Annotated in this window: 17 protein-coding genes; 9 read left to right on the forward strand and 8 right to left on the reverse strand. The window is 69.2% G+C overall.

What is annotated here, in order from left to right:
• Positions 1-54: 54 nt before the first annotated feature.
• Complete coding sequence (gene atpD, locus AWX74_RS15000; protein ID WP_091277012.1) at positions 55-1494, forward strand: F0F1 ATP synthase subunit beta; 1440 nt, start codon at positions 55-57, stop codon at positions 1492-1494.
• A complete protein-coding gene (locus AWX74_RS15005; RefSeq protein WP_006544715.1) occupies positions 1494-1751 on the forward strand; it encodes a F0F1 ATP synthase subunit epsilon in 258 nt (85 codons plus the stop codon). The genes atpD and AWX74_RS15005 overlap by 1 nt, the downstream gene beginning before the upstream one ends.
• A gap of 218 nt (positions 1752-1969) precedes the next feature.
• Here AWX74_RS15005 and AWX74_RS15010 read toward each other — a convergent pair whose 3' ends face one another.
• Positions 1970-2560 (reverse strand): cob(I)yrinic acid a,c-diamide adenosyltransferase, encoded by a 591-nt coding sequence (locus AWX74_RS15010; RefSeq protein WP_091277020.1) that lies wholly within the window; start codon positions 2558-2560, stop codon positions 1970-1972.
• A gap of 63 nt (positions 2561-2623) precedes the next feature.
• Positions 2624-3652 (reverse strand): hypothetical protein, encoded by a 1029-nt coding sequence (locus AWX74_RS15015; protein ID WP_242666245.1) that lies wholly within the window; start codon positions 3650-3652, stop codon positions 2624-2626.
• Between AWX74_RS15015 and AWX74_RS15020 the strand changes: the two genes are divergently transcribed.
• Together AWX74_RS15020 and murA are read left to right on the forward strand one after the other, a co-directional pair.
• Complete coding sequence (locus tag AWX74_RS15020) at positions 3642-4265, forward strand: NUDIX hydrolase (protein ID WP_311984598.1); 624 nt, start codon at positions 3642-3644, stop codon at positions 4263-4265. The two genes, AWX74_RS15015 and AWX74_RS15020, sit on opposite strands and share 11 nt — an antisense overlap.
• 11 nt (positions 4266-4276) lie before the next feature.
• On the forward strand, positions 4277-5554 hold the full coding sequence (murA, locus tag AWX74_RS15025; RefSeq protein ID WP_242666246.1) for a UDP-N-acetylglucosamine 1-carboxyvinyltransferase: 1278 nt from the start codon (positions 4277-4279) through the stop codon (positions 5552-5554).
• 93 nt (positions 5555-5647) lie between these two features.
• On the opposite strand, the gene AWX74_RS15030 is transcribed toward murA, so the two are convergent.
• A complete protein-coding gene (locus tag AWX74_RS15030) occupies positions 5648-6220 on the reverse strand; it encodes a hypothetical protein (RefSeq protein ID WP_091277024.1) in 573 nt (190 codons plus the stop codon).
• A gap of 310 nt (positions 6221-6530) precedes the next feature.
• Between AWX74_RS15030 and AWX74_RS15035 the strand changes: the two genes are divergently transcribed.
• The 3 genes from AWX74_RS15035 to AWX74_RS15045 all read left to right on the forward strand — a co-directional run bounded on the left by AWX74_RS15035 (position 6531) and on the right by AWX74_RS15045 (position 10045).
• Entirely contained in the window at positions 6531-7001 is a 471-nt protein-coding gene (locus AWX74_RS15035; protein WP_242666247.1) for an STAS domain-containing protein, read from the forward strand.
• 117 nt (positions 7002-7118) lie between these two features.
• A complete protein-coding gene (locus AWX74_RS15040) occupies positions 7119-7754 on the forward strand; it encodes a hypothetical protein (protein WP_091277027.1) in 636 nt (211 codons plus the stop codon).
• 293 nt (positions 7755-8047) lie between these two features.
• Positions 8048-10045: a protein meaA gene (locus AWX74_RS15045; protein WP_091277030.1), complete on the forward strand. Its 1998-nt coding sequence runs from the start codon at positions 8048-8050 to the stop codon at positions 10043-10045.
• Between the two features lie 126 nt (positions 10046-10171).
• Here the strand turns inward: AWX74_RS15045 and AWX74_RS15050 are convergent, their stop codons facing one another.
• Both AWX74_RS15050 and AWX74_RS40015 read right to left on the reverse strand, forming a co-directional pair.
• Positions 10172-11248: a porin PorA family protein gene (locus AWX74_RS15050; protein ID WP_165615638.1), complete on the reverse strand. Its 1077-nt coding sequence runs from the start codon at positions 11246-11248 to the stop codon at positions 10172-10174.
• Positions 11249-11581: 333 nt separating this feature from the next.
• Positions 11582-12838 carry a helix-turn-helix transcriptional regulator gene (locus AWX74_RS40015; protein ID WP_165615639.1) on the reverse strand — a complete coding sequence of 419 codons (1257 nt, stop codon included), beginning with the start codon at positions 12836-12838 and terminating at the stop codon, positions 11582-11584.
• A gap of 465 nt (positions 12839-13303) precedes the next feature.
• On the opposite strand from AWX74_RS40015, the gene AWX74_RS15060 reads away from it, so the two are divergent.
• Complete coding sequence (locus tag AWX74_RS15060; protein ID WP_226930793.1) at positions 13304-15016, forward strand: AMP-binding protein; 1713 nt, start codon at positions 13304-13306, stop codon at positions 15014-15016.
• Positions 15017-15658: 642 nt separating this feature from the next.
• Here AWX74_RS15060 and AWX74_RS15065 read toward each other — a convergent pair.
• Positions 15659-16000, reverse strand: coding sequence for a histone-like nucleoid-structuring protein Lsr2 (locus AWX74_RS15065; protein WP_091277039.1), 342 nt, complete (start codon positions 15998-16000; stop codon positions 15659-15661).
• Between the two features lie 894 nt (positions 16001-16894).
• Between AWX74_RS15065 and AWX74_RS15075 the strand changes: the two genes are divergently transcribed.
• Complete coding sequence (locus AWX74_RS15075) at positions 16895-18508, forward strand: diguanylate cyclase domain-containing protein (RefSeq protein WP_242666248.1); 1614 nt, start codon at positions 16895-16897, stop codon at positions 18506-18508.
• An 89-nt stretch (positions 18509-18597) separates the two neighbouring features.
• Here the strand turns inward: AWX74_RS15075 and AWX74_RS15080 are convergent, their stop codons facing one another.
• Together AWX74_RS15080 and AWX74_RS15085 are read right to left on the reverse strand one after the other, a co-directional pair.
• On the reverse strand, positions 18598-19536 hold the full coding sequence (locus tag AWX74_RS15080; RefSeq protein WP_242666249.1) for an LLM class flavin-dependent oxidoreductase: 939 nt from the start codon (positions 19534-19536) through the stop codon (positions 18598-18600).
• 94 nt (positions 19537-19630) lie between these two features.
• On the reverse strand, positions 19631-20821 hold the full coding sequence (locus tag AWX74_RS15085) for a CaiB/BaiF CoA transferase family protein (protein WP_091277044.1): 1191 nt from the start codon (positions 20819-20821) through the stop codon (positions 19631-19633).
• Positions 20822-20833: the final 12 nt, after the last annotated feature.

The following is a 20833-nucleotide window of genomic DNA, read 5'->3' on the forward strand; positions in this document are numbered from 1 at the left end:
ACGTCAAGCCCGAAGCCCGCGGCGGCGGGCAACGACAGTGAAACCGAGGACGCCATGACCGTCACCACCAGCTCGCCGGCCACGGCGGAGGGCCGGACTCCGGGGATCGGCCGAGTCGCCCGAGTCATCGGACCGGTCGTCGACGTCGAGTTCGCACCCGACGAACTGCCCGAGATCTACACCGCGCTGCACGTGGAGCGCACCATCAACGGTGAGACCGCGGTCCTCACCCTCGAGGTCGCGCAGCACATCGGCGACAACACCGTCCGCGCGATCTCGATGCAGCAGACCGACGGCCTCGTCCGTGGCGCTCCGGTGCAGGACACCGGCGCGCCGATCTCCGTCCCGGTCGGGGATGCCACCAAGGGGCACGTGTTCAACGTGCTCGGCCGGCCGCTCGACGTGGACAGCGTCGACGCCCAGACCTACTGGCCGATCCACCGCTCGGCGCCGACCTTCGACCAGCTCGAGTCGAAGACCGAGATGTTCGAGACCGGCATCAAGGTCATCGACCTGCTCGCCCCGTACGTACGAGGCGGCAAGATCGGCCTGATGGGCGGCGCCGGCGTCGGCAAGACCGTCATCATCCAGGAGATGATCCGTCGAGTCGCCAAGGAGTTCGGTGGCGTCTCGGTGTTCGCCGGTGTCGGCGAGCGCACCCGTGAGGGCAACGACCTCTTCCTGGAGATGACCGAGGCCGGCGTCATCGACGACACCGCCCTCGTCTTCGGCCAGATGGACGAGCCGCCCGGCACCCGGCTGCGGGTCGCCCTCGGCGCCCTCACCATGGCCGAGTACTTCCGGGACGTGCAGAAGCAGGACGTGCTTCTGTTCATCGACAACATCTTCCGGTTCACCCAGGCCGGTTCCGAGGTGTCGACGCTGCTCGGCCGGATGCCCAGCGCTGTGGGCTACCAGCCGACGCTCGCCGACGAGATGGGCGCCCTGCAGGAGCGGATCACCTCGACCCGTGGTCACTCGATCACCTCGCTGCAGGCGATCTACGTGCCCGCGGACGACCTGACCGACCCGGCTCCGGCGACGACGTTCACCCACCTCGACGCCAACACGGTGCTCGACCGAGCGATCTCCGACCTGGGTATCTACCCGGCTGTGAGCCCGCTCGACTCGAACTCCCGGATCCTGGACCCGCGCTACATCGGGCAGGCGCACTACGACACCGCCCGTGAGGTGCAGCGGATCCTGCAGCGCTACAAGGACCTGCAGGACATCATCGCCATCCTCGGTATCGACGAGCTCTCCGAAGAGGACAAGATCCTCGTCAACCGGGCCCGTCGTATCCAGCGGTTCCTGTCCCAGCCGTTCTTCGTGGCCGAGCAGTTCACCGGCATCCCCGGCAAGTTCGTCCCGGTCGCGGAGACGATCGAGTCGTTCCGCAAGCTCACCCAGGGCGACTACGACCACCTGCCCGAGCAGGCGTTCTTCATGTGCGGCGGGATCGAGGACGCCGAGAAGAACGCGGAGAACCTGTAATGCCGATGCGGGTGGCGATCGTCTCGCCCGAGCAGGAGGTGTGGTCCGGCGACGCCGACATGGTCGTCGCCCGGACCGTCGAGGGCGACATCGGTGTCCTGCCGGGCCACGTCCCGATGCTGGCGGTCCTGGTCCGTGACCAGGTCGTCCGCGTGAAGGTCGGCTCGCAGGAGATCTCCGCCGGTGTCGACGGCGGCTTCCTGTCCGTCACCAAGGAGGGCGTCAGCATCCTCGCGGAAAGCGCGACGGTCGCCTGACCTGCACTCCTTTGTTCTGAACTGTTGTTCTGACTCTGGCCCGGTTTCCGGTGCTGGCACCCCGCCAGCGCCGAGCCCGGGCCAGATCCGTTTTCCCCCGGGATTCGACCGCTCATCCGCTTCTCCACGGAGAGCCTTGCTCCCGGGCAAGATTTGAGGATTCTGGCTGCTGGGACGACCAAAATCCTCGGATCTTCGGGCCTGCCGGCGGCGTTCGCTCAGCCTCCGGCGCCGGGCTTCCACAGCACGTCGCCGTTGGGGTTCGCGACCCTGGACAGGATGAACAGCAGGTCCGACAGGCGGTTCAGGTAGCGGGCGGGCAGCGGGTTCGTGCTGTCCGGCTCCGCCTCGAGCAGCGCCCAGCAGGACCGTTCGGCCCGACGGGCCACGGTGCGTGCCACGTGGAGCAGTGCCGCGGCGGGAGTGCCCCCCGGCAGGATGAACGAGTTGAGCTTCGTCAGCGTCTCGTTGTACCGGTCGCAGGCCTCCTCCAACCGGTCGACATACGTGTCGGTGATCCGCAGCGGTGGGTACTTCGGCTCCGCGACCACGGGGGAGCACAGGTCCGCGCCCACGTCGAACAGGTCGTTCTGCACCTGGGCGAGCGTCTCCCGCACCTCGGCGCCGGGATCCCCGAGAGCGCCGAGATCCCCGAGGGCGAGCGCCACCCCGATCGCCGCGTTCGTCTCGTCGACGTCCGCGTAGGCCGCCAGCCGCACCGACGTCTTCGGCACCCGCGACATGTCGCCCAGCGCCGTCGTCCCGTCGTCGCCGGTCCGGGTGTAGATCCGGGTCAGGTGCACCGCCATGCCGTCACTGTATGGGGGAGCCTGCGCGGATGCCCGCGGTTACAGCCGGCGCGATCGCGATCGCTACTGTGACCCGTCCGCGCCGCCCGGGTCGAGAATCGGGGCGAGGACGGCGTGTACGACGCTCGCGTCGTCGCTGGCGCCGAATCTCGGACGGCGGACGCGGTCGGGGTCGGCCGCCTCCACCGCCCGCAGCCGCTCCACCAGTTCGCCGGCCGCTCCGTGGCGGACCGCGGCCAGCAGGGCACCGTAGCCGTCCACCAGACCGAACGGTTCCACCAGGCGGCCGAACCCGTCCGAGCAGATCAGAACCTCCGCGTCGCCGGTCAGCGGCACGCTCAGGCAGCGGGCGTGCGCGGCGGCGGCCGGGACGTCGCCGAGGATCCACGCGCCGGCGTCGGTGTTGCGGCGTCTGCGGTGGTCCAGCAGGGTCTCGTGGAGTCGCCCATAGGCTGTGGCCGGATCGTCGCCTCGGTCGAGGCTCGCCCGGACCCGGCCGAGCAGCTCACGCTCGACATCGTCGTACTGCGGATCCGTGAGGACCATCGGCTGACCGTCGGGGCCGTCGGGGCCGTCGGGGCCGTCGGAGTCGGCGGTGCTCGTGGTGGTTGCGGGGCTGGCGAAGCCGCTGAGCACGACGGGGGCGTCGCCGAGCAGACAGACATCCAGCAGGACGCCGCGCTGGCGGACCAGTGAGATCGCGGCGGTGGGGAATCCGGACGAGCGGGCGGTGCCCGCGTCGACCAGCCCGGCTCGCCGACCCCGCTCGATCAGGTGCTCGATGAGCTCCACCAGGACGTCCCGCAGCGCCTGCCCGTCCCAGTCGACCTCGCTGAGATAGGCCCCGGCCAGGATGCTCACCCAGGCGGGCCCGGGCAGCCCGTCGAGGAGCGGTCCTGGCTCCAGCGCCGAGGCGCCGTCGATGACCCAGGCGCCGTCCGCGCGCGATCCGCAGGTGTCCTCGTTGTGAGCCTTGAACGACCAGCTCCTGGCCACCGTGGTGCGCATCCCGGTGATCGCCTCCCGCGTCGCCGAACCTGCCTCCTCAGAGTAGTAACACGCCGACACCAGGTGGTGGGAGGTGGCTGTCACGTCCACCGATGATGCGGGCGTGGACGTCCCGGGAGTTCTCCACACGCAGGTGAGCGTCGGTGTCAGCGTGGCCGCGGTGATCCGTAGGGGTGACGGTCGTGTGGTCTGCATTCGGCGGCGGGACAACGGGGCCTGGCAGATCCCGGGTGGGGTGCTCGACCGCGGCGAGACCTTTCACCAGGCGCTTCGCCGTGAGGTTCGCGAGGAGACCGGAATGTCGGTCGAGCCGGAGCGGCTCACCGGGATCTACCTGAACCTGCCGCTGGGCGTGGTCGCGCTGGTCTTTCTCTGCCGAGAGGGGCACGCCGAGGAACTGGCGGAGGCGGAGCCACCGACGGAGACCGAGGAGGCCACGGCGGTCGAGTGGCTCACGGTGGAGGAGGTCGTGCGGCGGTCGACGCCCGCGTTCGCCGTGCGGGTCACGGACGCGCTGGCCGGTCGGCAGGAGCCTGTCCTGCGCCACCATGACGGCGTTCGTCTCCTTGGTGTGGAGAGTGGCGCGTTGGACGGCGTGGGAGAAGAGGCGTCAGCGGAGGCCGGACCGGGGGTCCGATCGTGGTCCACAGCGGCCAATCCCCGGGGTTGGTCTGAAGATCCCCCGCGCAGCACCTAGCATCGGAGCCCGTGGAACGCTTCGTCGTGACAGGCGGGACCAGGCTGGTCGGCGAGGTCGCCGTTCCGGGTGCGAAGAACTCGGTGCTCAAGCTGATGGCGGCGAGCCTGCTCGCACCCGGCCGCACCACGTTGGAGGCCGTGCCGGACATCCTCGACGTGTCGGTGATGGCGGACGTCCTGTGCGGTCTCGGTGCCAGCACCTCACGTGACCGGGACGCGGGGCGGGTCGTCATCGACGTGCCCGAGATGGTGGAGTCCACCGCACCGGCGGAGCTGGTCCGCCGGATCCGTGCGTCGGTCGCCGTGCTGGGGCCGCTGGTGGCCCGCCGCGGCGAGGCCCGGGTGGCGCTGCCGGGGGGTGACGCGATCGGCTCGCGTGCGCTCGACATCCACATGAACGGCCTGGCGAAGCTGGGCGCGGTCGTGGACGTCGAGGCGGGGGCGCTGGTGGCCCGCTCGTCCGGGCGCCTGCAGGGGGCGTCGATCTGGCTGGACTTCCCCAGCGTCGGCGCGACCGAGAACCTGCTGATGGCCGGCGTGCTGGCCAAGGGCACCACGGTGATCGACAACGCCGCGCAGGAACCGGAGATCGCGGACCTGTGCGCGCTGCTGGTGGAGATGGGCGCGCGGATCGGCGGGGTCGGCACGTCCACGCTGGTCGTCGACGGTGTCGACACGCTGAGCCCGGTGTCGCACCGGACGGTGCCGGACAGGATCGTCGCGGGCACCTGGGCGATCGGCGCGCTGATGACCGATGGCGATGTGATGATCCACCATGGCCGCGCCGATCATCTGGGGATCGTGCTGGAGAAGCTCTGCGACGCCGGTGCCCTGGTGGAGCTGCATGCGGACGGCTTCCGGGTCAGCGCGCAGGGGCGGCCGAAGTCGATCGATGTCGTCACACTGCCGTATCCGGGCTTCCCGACCGATCTGCTGCCCCAGGTGATCGCGTTGGAGGCGATCAGCGAGGGCACGTCCCTGATCACGGAGAACGTCTTCGACAGCAGGTTCGTGTTCTGCCGTGAACTGCACAAGCTCGGCGCGGACCTGCGCACCGACGGCCACCATGTGGTGGTTCGTCCCACCCCCCGCCTGGTGGGCGACTCCGTGCTGGCGTCGGACGTCCGGGCCGGCGCGGCGCTGGTGCTGGCCGGGCTGGTCGCGGAGGGCACCACGGAGGTCCGCGACGTGCACCACATCGACCGGGGTTACGCGAACTTCGTCGAGAGCCTCACCGGGTTGGGCGCCCAGATACGCCGTGAGCCGCCCTCGGTGGTGGCCGCCTGAGGCCTTCTGAGGGCACGAGGCCCTGAAACGCCGCGGCCCTGAACCCCTGAACCCCTGAACCCTCAGCCCCGAATTCCGAGGTCGGGCGCGGGGTCAGCGGTTCGTGCCGCCCCCGCCGCCCGGCTTGCCGGCTGACCCGCTGCCCGGCCCGCCGCCGTCCGGCCCGCGGTCCGGCCGCTGGCCGGGTGCGCCGCGGGCCTGCCGCAGGGTCCGCAACGCGCTGGGGACGTCGTTGGCGAAGACGAGCACGTGGGCGAGCTCGACCGGGCGGCCATGCCGGGCCCGGACCGTCCCGGCCGGGCCGAGGGTGGCGCGGACCCCACCGGCAGCCAGCACGGCCCGCACCTGCGCCGCCCGTTCCTTCGGCCCGGTGGCGACCGGCACGAGCAGGCCGAAGTCCTGCGGCTGCCGGGCGCCGGGCCAGGCCCGGCCCGCCCTCGAGGCACGGTTGCGGGGATGCCCACGCTGTGGCCCACGTCGCCGGCGCCCGCTGTGCCTGGATGTGCCGTCTCGTGGGCTCCTGGGCCGGGCGCTGCCGTTCCGGGGGCTGCCGGCCCGGCCACGGGGCGCCGAACCGGATGTCAGCCGGCAGATGAAGACCAGCACGCCGATGGTGAGCAGCACCAGGGTCGGCCCGTAGAGAAAACCGAGCGCGGTGGTCTCCACGGTCGCCTCCTGGACGCGCGACGTGCCGTTGGGCGATCCCGCGCAGGGCGCCGGATCGCTGCCGCCGGGTCCATCGTCGCACCGTCGCGGGTCCGCCGGAGAGAACTTCGTCCCTGATCAGGCTGTCGCCGCGGCGGAACCGAACATCGTGGCCGTGTTGGTGGGATCATCAGTTCGAGTGGGCTCCGAGTGGCCCACTTCCGCGGTCGGATGTCCGGTTCGTGCGGGCAGCTCGAGCGCGTGTCCAGGTGCCCAACGGCGGGCCCCGACAGACGTCTCGGGCAGCCGGTGCATGGGATCGGAGGCCTCGGTGGACGTGCTGTCGGCAGGTCAGGCGGTGGTGCCTCCAGGCGCCGTACGGGCGGTGGCGGCAGCCGATCGCCCCGACCTCGACCCACACCGGGCGGACCCACACCGGGCGGACATGCACCATGCAGACCCGAACCAGGTGGACGTGCACCAGACGGTGCGGCTCACCGGGACGGTGGACGTCCGATCCGTCGGTGAGCTGCGGATCCAGCTGCACGCGGCGATCGACGCGGGGTGTGGGCCGCTGCACGTGGATGTCGGCGGCCTGGAGCTCACGGACAATGCCGGTGTCGGGGTGCTGCTCGGCGGTGCCCGGCGGGCGCGTTCGATCGGGCGTTCGCTGGTTCTGCTGGACGTGCCCGCGGCGCTGTGGCCGCTGCTGGCGGCCGACCGCCTCGGGCAGCTGCTGCGGGTGCGCAGTGTGCATGAACCGCTGGTTCCGGATGCCTCGCGAGATACGTCACCGGAATGATCTGTCGCGAGACGGTGCGTGACTGACGACCGCCCGTCGGAGGATGTCGAGTCGCGATAGGGCATGCTTTCCCGATAATCAGGCCGAGGCATGGCATGGTGGAGGGCAGACGCAGACATGCTGGACGTGGAGGTGCCCGCAGGGGTGGACTCAGCCAGTGGTCGCGTGGCCGGATCCGGCGCCGCGACGTGGACCGAGCGGAAGCGACCTCTTCTCGTCGCGGGCTCGTTCGTGGTCGCGATCCTGCTCGGGGTCGTTCTCGGACTGGCCTGGGCCGACGACGAGGAGCCGGCCACCGTCACCACCACGACCGAGCTGCCCGACAATCCGGTCCTCAGCCCGGCTCTCCCGTTGGTGAGCTGGGCGACGAGCCGAGTCGAGGGCACTCCGCACAAGGTGACGCTGTCGGCCACCGAGCGTCAGAGCGTGCGCCTGCCGCTGCAGTGGCTCGCCGCCTGGAAGGTGCGCGAGAAGACCCCCGGCAGCACCACGCCGACCATGGACGATGTCACCATCGTCAAGGACACCCTGTTCTACGGCGCGATCGAGGGCGCCGACAGTGCACATGACGAGTTCTGGGCCGTCGCCCAGACCGAGATCAAGGACGTGCCGGAAACGGATGCGCCCGACCCGCATGTGTGGAAGCGCGTCGGCAACGAGCCCTGGACCCTGGTCGCCCTCGGTCCCGGTGCGTGCAGTTCGATTCCGGCCAAGCTGATGACGGTCCTGAGCCCGGGTATCTGCGCCTCCTGAGCCGACCGGACCGGATCTCACAGCCCGGTTCATCTCCCGCAGGCCGGTTCGGCGCCGGCGCGGGCCGGTTCAACCTTGTCGTAGGCCAGGTCACATCCGGGGCGCGCGGGCGGCTCGGGCCGTTACTCTGCTTCGGTCGCCGGCAGCCTTCGAGCTGGCGGCAAACGATCTCTGTCCCGGCCCGGCGTCGGTGACGGCCAAGCCTGTGCTGCCATGCCCTGTGCCGCCTGGTGCCGTCATGCCCGACCGCTGGTTCCGGGCACCACCCCCGCACGGAGCGCGAGGAGACGGCGATGACGGAGACGGCTCGGCCAGAGCGGGATCGGCCGTGGATCATCCGGACCTATGCGGGTCATTCGAGCCCGGCCGAGAGCAACGCGCTGTATCGGCGCAATCTCGCGAAGGGGCAGACGGGTCTGTCGGTGGCGTTCGATCTGCCGACCCAGACCGGGTACGACCCCGATCATGTGCTGGCGCGGGGTGAGGTCGGCAAGGTCGGGGTCCCGATCGCGCACCTGGGTGACATGAGGGCGCTGTTCGACCAGATCCCGCTGGGCAAGATGAACACGTCGATGACCATCAACGCGACGGCGATGTGGCTGCTCGCGCTCTACCAGGTCGCAGCGGAGGAGCAGGGTGCGGCGCCGGCGGAGCTGACCGGTACGACGCAGAACGACATCATCAAGGAGTACCTGTCCCGCGGGACCTATGTGTTCCCGCCGGGGCCGTCGCTGCGGCTGATCACCGACCTGGTCGCCTACACGGTGACCGAGATCCCGCGCTGGAACCCGATCAACATCTGCAGCTACCACCTGCAGGAGGCCGGCGCGACGCCGGTGCAGGAGCTGGCCTACTCGCTGTGCACCGTCATCGCCGTGCTCGACGCGGTCGTCGCGTCCGGGCAGGTTCCGCAGGAGCGGATGGGTGAGGTGTGCGCCCGGATGTCGTTCTTCGTGAACGCGGGGGTGCGGTTCGTCGAGGAGCTGTGCAAGATGCGCGCGTTCGTCGCGCTGTGGGATGACCTGCTGCGCACCCGCTACGGCGTCACCGACCCGCGTCACCGCCGGTTCCGTTACGGGGTGCAGGTCAACTCGCTGGGGCTGACCGAGGCGCAGCCGGAGAACAACGTGATCCGGATCGTGCTGGAGGCGCTCGGGGTCACGCTGTCGAAGGACGCTCGCTGCCGGGCGTTGCAGCTGCCGGCGTGGAACGAGGCGCTGGGCCTGCCGCGCCCGTGGGATCAGCAGTGGTCGTTGCGCATCCAGCAGATCCTGGCGTACGAGACGGATCTGTTGGAGTACCCGGACCTGTTCGAGGGTTCGGTGGTCGTGAACGGCCGGGTGGACGAGCTGGTCGCGGCCGCGACCGAGGAGATCGACCGGGTCCAGGCGATGGGCGGGGCGATCGCGGCGGTGGAGAGCGGCTATATGAAGTCGCAGCTCGTCGCGTCGCAGGCGACCCGGCGGGCGCGGATCGAGTCCGGTGACGACGTTGTGGTCGGGGTGAACCGGTTCACCGAGACCGAGCCGAATCCGCTGCTCGCGGACCTGGACACGGCCGTGCAGGTCATCGACCCGGCCGGTGAGCAGGCCACCCGCGAGCAGGTCGCGGTGTGGCGGGCGGGCCGGGACGCCGCGGTGGTGGATGAGGCGCTGCTGGGGTTGCGGGAGGCGGCGAAGACGGATGTCAACCTGATGCCGGCGACGTTGGCGTGTGCGCGGGCGGGGGTGACGACCGGGGAGTGGGCCGGTGTGCTGCGGGAGGTGTTCGGTGAGTACCGGGCCCCGACCGGTGTGTCGGGGGCGGTGACCGCCGGGGCCGGTGAGGGCCTGGCCGAGGTGCGGGGGCTGGTCACCCGGACCGGTGAGGAGCTGGGGCGGCGGCTGCGGCTCCTGGTCGGCAAGCCGGGGCTGGACGGGCATTCGAACGGCGCGGAGCAGATCGCGGTGCGGGCCCGTGATGTCGGCTTCGAGGTGGTCTATCAGGGCATCCGGCTGACCCCGGGCCAGATCGTCGCCGCCGCGGTGGAGGAGGACGTCCACCTTGTGGGGTTGTCGGTGCTGTCGGGTTCGCACATGAACCTGGTGCCCGAGGTGCTGGACGGGTTGCGGGCCGCGGGGCTCGGGGACGTACCAGTGGTGGTGGGTGGCATCATCCCGCCCGCCGACGCGGACAGGTTGACCGCGCTCGGTGTCGCGGCGGTCTTCACCCCCAAGGACTACGGCCTCACCGAGATCATGCGAGGGATGGTGAACATCGTGCGCACCGCGAACGGCCTCGCCGGTGCCTGACCCGTCGGCTCCTGACCCGGACGAGCCCGGACCTCGCCCCCACCGGGGCGAGGTCCGGGCCGTAGCGCGGTCATCGACTACAGCGAGGCCTCCTCCACCAGCACCGATACCACAACAGGCAGCGTCTCAGTCCAGTTCTGCCTTGGCGGGTGCCGGTTCCTCCACATCGCCGCGGTCAGCCCCTGTACCGGCGGAAGACGTGCCTACGGCGACGGGTGGAGTACGGCGGATTGCGGCCAGGACGACGAGCAGCAGCCCGACTATCGCGAGGACGATCGGCACGACGACACCGATCAGAAGCAGGAGTCTCCCGGCCGAGGTCGCCTTGTCCGTGAGCTCCGCCACCGACGCAGCGGTGAGCTTCACCTTGACCGCCCTCACTGGCAGCAGCTCGACCGTCGTCCCGGCCGTGGTCAGATTCGCGATGATCTGCTGGTCCTGTGTGGTGTCGACGACCAGCCCGGTCTGCTGGTCGACCACCGCCACCACCGTTGTCCGGGCGGTGTAGCTGATCGGAACATTCGCGGGCAGTGACGGCAGCGCGGTGGTCAGCTTGCCGGTGGCTACGGCGGGCAGCAGCGGGGTAAGCGACGACAGCAGGTCCTTGGGCAGCGCCGCCGGCAGCGCCGCCGCCACCGCGGGGTCCTTCAGCGCGGCTGAGGCGATATACCTGAACCGGTAGGTGGAACGACTGTTCGTCGAACCCGTCCCGAGGTATTTCCCGGGCCAGCTCCGTCGCGTCGCGGTGTCATACAGCTGGTACTGCTTCGAAGCGCTTGGACCGATTGGCCAGGCCACCGGAAGCGCTCCGGTCGTCGGCTCGACGACTGTCGCGTCCGGAGACGCGACACCGGCAAGGCTTGTTCGATCCAGCGCATAGGTGTGCCGGTTCGTCTGCACGGCGCCACCAGCATTGACCGACACGTCATCGCCGACGATCGCCCGGTCCCCGTGCACTGATTTCACATAGGTATGCCGGTCGATACTGATGGGGACATCCTTCGTGAGCGCATGCGCCGTGTCCCCCGCGGCCAGTGCCTTCGCGTCGAGTAACGTTCCCGAACCGGTGTACTTGACAGTGATGTCGGTGCTCTTCGGTAACTTCGTTCCCGCGGGTAACACAACGAACCTAGTAAGTGCGGCGGCGGCGAGAAGCACAAGACCGACAGCAGAGAGCACGATCGAAGAACGACGGACACGCACGAAAACTCCCTCAGTTCTGGATTTCAGGCGCTGTCGAGGAGATTGCAAATGGGAAATATTGCGAAAACGACGGCAAAACGCATCCCTGCGGAGCCACCGGACTTGCCACCTCGAAAGGCGCGATGAGATAGCTGGGGCGATACCAGGAAGCCGTGTCCGCAGCCTGCCACCAACGACGGAGGAGGCTGCGGATAAATTTTGCCCGACGATATTTTCCGGGCATTCGGAGCCCGCCGGAAAGGGTCGTTCCAATCGCGCCGGAAAACTGTTCCCGGCGAACTTCCACCCACAGCGATCGCCACCTATTGTGCGATCACTGTGGTGCTACTTACATCATCCGAAGGGGTGGGCTTTCTGCCCCCTCGAGTGGCCGGTTCCGGCGAGCGCGAGGGCCCGGTCGGTACCACGGTGATACGCGGCCCCGGCTTCGGAGCGGGTCGCCGCGCCGAGCTTGCGCATCAGGCTCTTCACATGCGATTTCACGGTCGCCTCGGTAACGAAGAGCCGCTCGCCGATCTGCGCGTTGGTCAGCCCCTCGGCGACGAGTCGCAGAACCTGTTCCTCTCGGCGGGTCAACCCGGACTTCCAGTCATCGGCATCCGGCAGCTCGGATAAGCGATGCGCCGGGCGTACGGCCCGCGCGACGTTGACGCTCTGCTCGCCCGGGTCACGTGACAGGCAGGTCGGCCCATCGGAGAGTGAGATGGGAAGGGAGCCCGCGTCGGCGTCGGCTGTGGGGTGGTTCTGTCCGTTCCCGAGCCGCCCCACCAGATCATGCAGCATCACGGCGTGGCCTTCGACGGTCTCACGGACGGTCTCCAGGTCCCTTAACGTCCGGACCCGGTCCAGCGCGAGCCCGAGGCCCGCGGACAGAAGAGCGAGCAGGTCGCGATCGAACCCGTCCATCGCGCCCGTCTCAGCGTTACGGTCGACGTGCAGCAGGCCTACCACCTGGTCCCGCAGCACCAGCGGCGCGGCCACGTAGGAGCGTGAGTGCGTGACTGCCAGCAGCTGGGTGTGCACGCGAGGGTTACCCTTGACGTCGCGGACCAGGATCGTCGAACAGCTGCGCACGACCTCGTCCTCCAGCAGGCCGTGGATGCGTCGATAGGCCGGGGTGCCGCCGGCGGCGACGATGGCCGCCGCCTCGTCCGGGTCGCTGCAGGTGCGGGCCGCACAGGGAATCCACCGGCCGTGCCGGACCCAGGAAAGAAGAACCCGGTCGTAGCCGAGCTCGGCCGTCAGATTCGGGATGAGTTCAGTGAGTTCGGCGACCGTCGTGGCCGCACGGAGCCGCTGCAACACCCGGGCGAGCATGCCGGGGCTCCCCCGCCCGCGAAGAGCCGTCCAGCTGACGAGATCCAGCTTGGCGGCGGCGAGCTCCCCCGCGGCCAGCTCCGCCGCCTGCGCCAGACCCGGCCCCGCCGTAGCGCGCACCGCCGCGGACGCTTCGGTCAGCGCCTGGAGGACCTGCTCAGGGTCATCCACCCCGAAGCGAGGCAGCGGAAGATTTATACCGAAAACGGACGTCGCCGAGCGGAGCGCGTTCTCCGCGGCAACGAAGGCCTGTTCATACGCGATGCGCCGCACCGTGGCATCCCTCCGATCATGCCCCCCACCAGGAGTTTCGGAACGATAAAATGGTATGACCTAAACGTCAAGGCACCAGACGGCCGCGACCGAAACGTCTCCCGTGGGATTGCCCGCCGAGAGCGGACCTGACGGCCCCGACACGCTCAGCTCCGGCGGCCGCCGCCACCCGCGTGCCGCCGGCGGGACTCGGTCGAAGCGACACGCGCCCGGAAGAAGATCTTTAGACCCCGGGGGCCGAGCGTCGGCATTCACACCGAAGATCCCCCACCCGCGGCCACAGCCCAAGCGCGCCCGGGGGACCATGCAGCACCCCGGGATCGAGGGAGTGGACACATTTGGCCATACCATTATAACTTGCGACCAGTAGCCTTCTGGCCCATGTCGATCCGGCCTCCCGGCGACAGCGGAGCGCACACCCCGGCGCCCGCCATCCCGACCGTGCCTGAGCACAACGATCCCAGGATGACTGTCATGGAGATTCCCACCGTCAGTGACCGCTACGATCGCCCCGCGGTCGATCACTACTACGCCTCTGGCCGTTGGGGGAAAGAGACGTTAGGGCAGATCCTTGCCCGGCAGGCCGGCGAACGCGGAGACAAGACCTTCATCACCGATGGCGATGCCTCCATGACCTACCGCCAGGTCTACGAAGCCGCACTGCGCCTGGCCGTCGGCCTGAAGACGCGGGGAGTGCGAGCCGGCGACCGGGTGGCAGTCCAGTTGCCCAACTGGGCGGAGTTCGCCGTCGCTGCCGCGGCCGTAGCCCGAGTGGGCGCCGTGATGGTGCCGATCATGCCGATCTACCGCCGCGACGAGGTTGGCCATGTGCTCGATGACGCGGACGTGAGGGCGGTGGTCACACCCGCGACGTTCAAGGGCTTCGACCACCTGGGAATGTTCCGGAGTCTGGCGGCCGATCGGCCGGCCCTGCATTCGATCCTCGTGGCACGCGACGACGCGGCCGTACGCGCGTCGGGAGCTCACGCCGGGGGGCCAGGCGCCGAGGTCCTCTCCCTGAGCGCGGTGAGCGCCGACATCGAACCGTCGCTCGCGGAGGTCACCCTGGGTTCGCCGGTGGGCCCGGACGACCCGTTCGTCATCGTTTACACCTCCGGGACCACGGCCCGCCCCAAGGGCTGCCTGCACACTTTCAACACCTATGCGTCGGGTGCCCGCGCGCTGGGCACCGCGTTCGGCTACACCGAAGACGACGTGCAGTTCGGCCCGTCGCCGATCACCCACACGACCGGGCTCGTCACCAGCGTTCTTCTCCCCCTCCTGCACGGCGGGGCGACGCATGTGATGCCCGAATGGGACCCGGTGCGCGGCCTGGCCGAGATCGCCAGGTATCGGTGCTCGGTGGCCGTCGCCGCCACGACCTTCCTCCAGATGGCGCTCGAGGCCTACGATCCAGACCGCCACGACGCCTCGAGCCTGCGCGTCTGGGTGTGCGCTGGCGCTCCGATTCCCCGTTCGCTCGTGGAACGTGCCCGGGCCCTTCTCCCGGACACGAGAATCCTCAGCCTGTACGGACGCAGCGAGAACCTCACCACCACCACCTGCACCGTGGGGGACGATCCCGAGCGGGCGCTGACCTCCGACGGAGCGGCGCTGCCGTTCAGCCAGGTCCAGATCGTCGATGAGGCCGGCGAACCCGTCCCGGCCGGCACCGAGGGCGACATCGCCTACAAGGGTCCGACCCATATGCTCGGTTACCTCGGCCGACCCGAGGACACCGCCGCGCTGTTCACTCCCCACGGGTTCTCGCGCTCCGGCGACCTCGGAGTCATGGACGCCGACGGATTCGTGCGCGTCACCGGCCGGACCAAGGACATCATCATCCGCGGTGGGATGAACATCAGCGTCCGGGAGATCGAGGACCTGCTCGCCGCGCACCAGGCGGTCCGCGCCGTCGCGGTCGTCGGCATGCCCGACGAACGACTCGGCGAACGCGCGTGTTGCTATGTCGTCCCCGCGGATCCCGCCGACCCGCCCACCCTGCCGGAACTGAAGGAATACCTCCAGAACCGGGGAATCGCGCTGCAGAAGACGCCGGAGCGGCTGGAACTGCTCGACGCGATGCCGATGACTGCCACCGGGAAGATCCAGAAGCACGTGCTCCGGCAGGAGATCGCCCAGAGGATCGAGCGCACCGAGATCCCTGCCCGGACCTGACGCCGGTCGCCGGTCGGCGCAGGACCTCCGCCGATTGCGCTGGTCCTGCGGCGACCGACCTCCTCGTGGGCGCTGATCGGCAGCCCCCGCCCCTTCGGACTGTCCCGGGGTGCAGCCTGTGGTACGGCCAAGGACTGTTCGCTCGAGTCCTCGGCGGTCCGCTGCCCTTGCTGATCCCGACACCCACCGCGAAGCGCGCACCGCGCAGTCGACCCCGGTGGGAGAGCTGGGAGTGGGCCCCAACCTCGATCTCGACCGACTCCAGTCAGACCTCAGCGGCACCCCACCCCGGACTATGACGACCACGGTGAACTGCCGTCCCCAGATCCGCCGGCGATCGACACGGAGGGCGTCCTCGGCGCAGCCGTCTACCTGACGAAGGACGATCAGCCGCGCAGACTGACTCCCCCGGCCCGGCAAGTGACTCGTTCGCGGAAGGTCAATACCGTGGCCCTCCGCCGAGGCCTGCGATGGTCAGGCGTCGGGACACAGCGGGGGCGCGGCCCGACGCACCTTCGCCGCACAGCCGTGACCGCGCCAGCCAGGACCATCAACGTGAACCACGCAACCCGCCGTTTCGAGGTCCCGAGCGTCGGATCGCGTCGCGCCAGCGGTGCGTAACCGCCGGTCGAGCCGGGGTGGTCAGTGAGCCTTGTCGAACGCTTCGACGATGTTCGACGCGATACGACCCCGGTCGCTGACCGTGTAGCCGTTGTCTCGTGCCCACTCGCGGATGTCAGCGGTTCGGTCCGCTGCCGCTGACCGAGGCGACGCGGCATGCGGGGCGCGGCGTCCACCGGCCGGACGGCCACCGGAACGGCGGCCCGCGGAAACGAACGAGGCCAGTGCCTCCCTCAGCTTCTTGGCGTTCACCTCGGACAGGTCGATCTCGTACTGCGCGCCGTCCAGCCCGAACCGGACCGTCTCGTCGGCCGTCTCGCCGCTGAGGTCGTCGATCAGCGAAACAATGGTCTTCTGCGCCATAAGGATTCCTACTTCTCCTCGCGGACGGTGTGTCCACAACGTATTTCCCACCGTATCGCCTGACCGTCCGAGCCGGTCCACCGCCGCATCGAAATTACCTAAACATGCCTAGACGGCTTCCCCGTGAGAGCACTGCACTGGGGCGCGAAGAGCCTCGGGAAACCCATGAGGCCTGAGTGTGCCTCACGTGTATAGGACAGGCCCACGCTGGCCACCGCTGACCATTTAAATACGCACTCCGATCGAGGTAGTCCCGCACGCGCACGGCTACGGCTCCGGCAGTCAGCCGGTTTCGGTGCGGTCATCCCGATCGGGATGTGGTCGGAGTAGCCGGTCTCGTCGACGGTGGCGCCCATGCCACCAAACGGGCGGGGCCGCCGATGGTCGCCGCCGTGGGCCAGCTCGGGAATGCGAGGGATCCGCGCAGCAGAGGGAAGAGGGCTCGCAGGACGGGCCATATTCGCGTTGACGAGGAACGGTCCAGCGGGTTCGGTGGTCCGCATCAGGTTCCAGAACCGCAGCGTATCCGCGCCTGATCAACTGCGGATGTGGTGCGTTTCGGGGGTGTCATCCCTGCGACCAGTCACTCGGCCGCGCGGCCCACCTCGGCTGCCTGGTCCGCCTCCGACCGTGCGGCGTGGGCGCGTACTGCGGCCAGGTGGTCGCGCGGGACGTTCGGTACCAGGACAGCCGTACTGGTAGAGCGGCGGTTGCGCGGTGGGCGAGGTCGTGCGTTGCCCCAGTACCAACGCCCACAGGCGCCCGGCGAGCCGTGGGGTCAACCATCCCGTTTCGTCGGTTGATGGCGGGGAAGAGGCAACGAGGGGTGCCCCGGAATTGTACGACGATTGATTTCCTGCGACCAATGATCGAAGCTGGGAGTGACCCGAGGGAGTGGCCAGAGAGAGCGCGCGGGACGGCGGGTCCTTCGTTGGACGACTCAATGCGACGCAGGCCGCATCGGGCGGTCAACAGCGCTCGCCGGGGATGGCTGACGTCTTCGCAGCGGGCGGCGAGGTGGGCCGGCTGATGTCGACCATGGACTGGTCCGCCACACCGCTCGGGCCGTTGAGTCGCTGGTGTGCTGAGCTGCGAACGGCGGTGAGTCTCTGCCTCGAATCCCAGTTTCCGATTCAGATCCTGTGGGGGCCCGATCTGATTGAGCTGCACAACGACGCACTTACGCAACATTTAGGCAGGAAACATCCGAAATGTATAGGGCGTCCCTTTCGTGAGTTCTTCCCGGAAGCCTTGGAGCTTGTCAGCCCACTGCTCGACCAGGTGATGTCCGGAGGTGGGGCTACCTGGGCGCAGGACCTGCGGGTCCTGTCAGACCGGCGTGGATACCTGGAGGAATGCTTTTTCACCTTCTCATATGGCCCGATTCGGCGGATCAAGACCGCCGAAGTTCTCGGAGTTCTCACAGTATCGACCGAAACGACACGAAATGTGGTCAGCCTGCGGCGCCTGTCCTGCCTGCGCGAGATCGCGGGCCTCACGATACATGCGCAGACGTCCGAGGAGGTCTTCAAGAACTCGGTTGACGCGCTGGGGCGCTGCTGGGCGGACGTTCCGTACTGCATGATCCTCCTGCGGGATCAGGATACCGACCGTCCGACCGTGCGTCCCGTCGCAACAGCCGGGCTGGCAGCGATGCCGGGCGCCCCGTCTGACCAGGACACGCTCGACGCCGATGGGCTCCTGCCCGAATTCGGCGAATCGTTGCTCTCCGGCCGGATGATGATCTCCAGACGGCTCCCCGACCGACTCGATCTCCAGATCATCGCCGCTACTCCTGCCCTGAACCGGGCGATTGTCGTCCCACTCGCGGCTAGGGGGAACGAACCGCCTCCGGGACTGCTCGTGGCAGGGATCAGTGATCGGCTCCCTCTCGACGGTGACTACCGCACTTTCTTCAGCCTGGCGGCATCCCAGATCTCCGGCGCCGCGTGGGCGGCCGACGCGGCCGCGGCCGAGCGAGCGCGGGCGGTCGAGGCCCGCTATCAGTCTCTGCACGATGCGCTCACCGGGCTGCCGAACAGGTCCGCACTGTTCGATCATCTTGATCAGGCTCTCGCTGATGCCAGGGAAGGAGGACGGCACGTCGGCTTCCTCTTCATCGATCTTGACAGATTCAAGATGGTAAATGACCTGCTAGGCCATGAAGCAGGCGATGATCTGCTTCGCGAGATCGCTCGTCGCATGCGGCGCACCGTCCGTCCCGCGGATTTCGTCGCTAGGCTTAGCGGCGACGAGTTCGCTGTCGTCTGCGCGGACATAACGTGCCCGGACGGAGTCGAAACGGTCGCCGAACGCGTTCGCGCGGCTCTGTTGACCACCAGAACCCAGGGGGCGAGGACATTCAGTGTAAGCGCAAGTGTCGGTGTCGCCATATCCGATCCAGACACCTTCTCGCCGGACGGCCTTGTGCGGACAGCTGACGCCGCGATGTATCAGGCAAAGCGGCGCGGTAAAACCCACGGTCAGATCCTCGACACCGTGCGCTAATCACGGCACGGCGTCAAGATGAGAAATCGTTTCGAGACACGCATTCCCACTTTGGGGAGGCCTGCGGGCTGGCGGCCCCGGCCAAGCGGTCAGCCGCGAGAGGGTACCTGGGCCCGGAGCAGAGCCCGGACCTCGGCGGCCTGCTCGATACCCTCGTGCACGGTGTCGGCGACCGGTATCAGGGTCAGCGTCCGGGCACCCGCCTGGACGTAGGGCAGCAGAAACGCGGCGACGTCCTGCGCCGTGCCGGCCGCGCTGATGTGGGCGAACTTATCCGCGGGCAGGTTGTACAGCTGTGACATCCGCTCCCCGAGCGCTGCCCGCGCCGTCGCCGCGTCCCTGCCGAATCCGACCCAGACATTGAGCCCGGCGAAGGTCGGCGCGGGCCGGCTGGCGGCCGCGCACGCCGTCAGGATCTGCTGGTGGGTGGCGGCATACCTGCGGGCCGAGCACCACATCCCGAGCCATCCGTCGCCGTGCGCGACCGTGCGCCGCACCGCCACATCGCCCGAGCCACCGATGACGATCGGTACCCGGGGCTCCAGGGGTGGCAGGATTCGCGCCCCGTCGAGCTGGAAGAACTGCCCGCTGTGGTCGACGCTCTCGCCCGTCGCGAGTCGGCGCAGCAACTCGAGCGTCTCGTTCACGCGGTGCCCGCGGGTCGCCGGGTCGACGCCCATATTGCTGACCTCCAAGCGGTCCTCCCCCGCGACCCCGACGCCCAGGACGAGCCGGCCGGGGGCGATCTGGGTCAGTGTCGCGAGCGAGCGGGCGGTGGCCATCGGATGGCGCAGGCCCGCCAGGTAGACACCGATCAGCACATTGAGGGTGTCGTGCGACGCGAGCGCGGTCGTCGCGGCGACGAACCCGTCGAATCCGGTGCCTCCATGGAAGCTGATGTGGTCACCGACCGTGAGATGGTCGAGCCCGGATTCGGCCATGTGGTCGAGGATGGCCCGGCGAGCCACCGGATCGGCCGTGAGCAGCTCGTCGTTGACGGCGATACCGAGGGTGAGATCGGAGGTCACCACCACATCCTCTCGTAGACCAGGCGGACTTTCGACTAATGGAATGACCAAATACTGGTGACCGGTCCAGGCCAGCCCCGACGCCGGCACGACGTCAGCTCACAGCCGTCCTGCGGCCGATGGCGCCGGCCCGCTCCCACCCGTCGACCGTGTCGGCTGGCACCCCCCACTCCGCCAGCGCCGCCCAGGTGTGCTCGCCGGGGGCGGGCGGCGGTCCGTCCACCCTTGCGGGAGTGCGGCTGAAACGCGGCTGTGGGGCAGGCTGCGTGACGCCGTCGATCTCGACGAACGTGCCGCGCGCGACGTTGTGTGGATGCGCCCAGGCCTCGCGCGGCTCCAGCACCGCGGACACGCAGCCGCGGCCAGCGGCCAGCTCGACCCACTCGTCCCGTGTCCGCTCCCGCACCACCCGGGCGAAGATCTCCTTGAGCCGCGGCCACTGCTCCTGGTCGTCCCGGTCTGGCAGGCCGGCCGGGTCAAGGCCGAGGATCGCCACGAGGTCGGCGTAGAAGTGCGCCTCCATCGCGGCGACCGCGAGCCATCTGTCATCCGCCGTCAGGTAGACGTCGTAGAAGGGCGCGCCGGAGTCGACGATCTGGGTGCCGCGCGGGCCCGGCCACACGCCGGCGCTGACGAAGCCGTGGAAGGCGGCGCCCAGCAGCGCCGCGCCGTCGACCATCGCGGCGTCGATGACCTGCCCCTGGCCCGAGCGCGCCGACTCCCACAGTGCCGCGCAGATTCCCAGCGCGAGCATCAGCCCGCCGCCCCCGAAGTCCCCGACGAGGCTCAGCGGTGGCGTTGGGGGCTGGCCGTACCGTCCGATCAGCGCCAGAATGCCACTCTGGGCGACGTAGTTGAGGTCGTGCCCGACGGCCTGGGCCATCGGCCCGTCCTGGCCATAGCCGGTCATGCGGCCGTAGACCAGACGGGGGTTGACCGCCAGGCAGGTGTCAGGGCCGATGCCCAGCCGCTCGGCGACGCCGGGGCGGAAGCCCTCGATGAGCGCGTCGGCCCCACGGACGAGAGCACGGACGACCTCGGCTCCGCGCGGGTTCTTCAGGTCGACCGCCACCGACCGCCGCCCGCGGTGCAGGACCTCGGCCCGGAAGTCCGCGTTCGGGCCGACCAGAGCGGCTCCCGACAGCCGGTCCACCCGGATCACGTCGGCGCCCAGGTCGGCGAACAGCATCGCGCAGAACGGCCCGGGGCCGATGCTCCCGACCTCGACGACCCTCATTCCGGCCAGGGGTCCGGTGAACGACCGTTCGACAGGGGTTCGGGTCATCTCTCCGCCTCT

Origin of the sequence: Parafrankia irregularis (genome assembly GCF_001536285.1) — a bacterium.
Taxonomy (GTDB): Bacteria; Actinomycetota; Actinomycetes; order Frankiales; family Frankiaceae; genus Parafrankia; species Parafrankia irregularis.

What these genes read in the sequence shown, in the direction of transcription:
- atpD (WP_091277012.1), top strand. Translation starts at nt 55, where the DNA reads ATGACCGTCACCACCAGCTCGCCGGCCACGGCGGAGGGCCGGACTCCG.
- AWX74_RS15005 (WP_006544715.1), top strand. Translation starts at nt 1,494, where the DNA reads ATGCCGATGCGGGTGGCGATCGTCTCGCCCGAGCAGGAGGTGTGGTCC.
- AWX74_RS15010 (WP_091277020.1), bottom strand. Translation starts at nt 2,560, where the DNA reads ATGGCGGTGCACCTGACCCGGATCTACACCCGGACCGGCGACGACGGG.
- AWX74_RS15040 (WP_091277027.1), top strand. Translation starts at nt 7,119, where the DNA reads ATGCTGGACGTGGAGGTGCCCGCAGGGGTGGACTCAGCCAGTGGTCGC.
- AWX74_RS15045 (WP_091277030.1), top strand. Translation starts at nt 8,048, where the DNA reads ATGACGGAGACGGCTCGGCCAGAGCGGGATCGGCCGTGGATCATCCGG.
- AWX74_RS15060 (WP_226930793.1), top strand. Translation starts at nt 13,304, where the DNA reads ATGACTGTCATGGAGATTCCCACCGTCAGTGACCGCTACGATCGCCCC.
- AWX74_RS15065 (WP_091277039.1), bottom strand. Translation starts at nt 16,000, where the DNA reads ATGGCGCAGAAGACCATTGTTTCGCTGATCGACGACCTCAGCGGCGAG.
- AWX74_RS15085 (WP_091277044.1), bottom strand. Translation starts at nt 20,821, where the DNA reads ATGACCCGAACCCCTGTCGAACGGTCGTTCACCGGACCCCTGGCCGGA.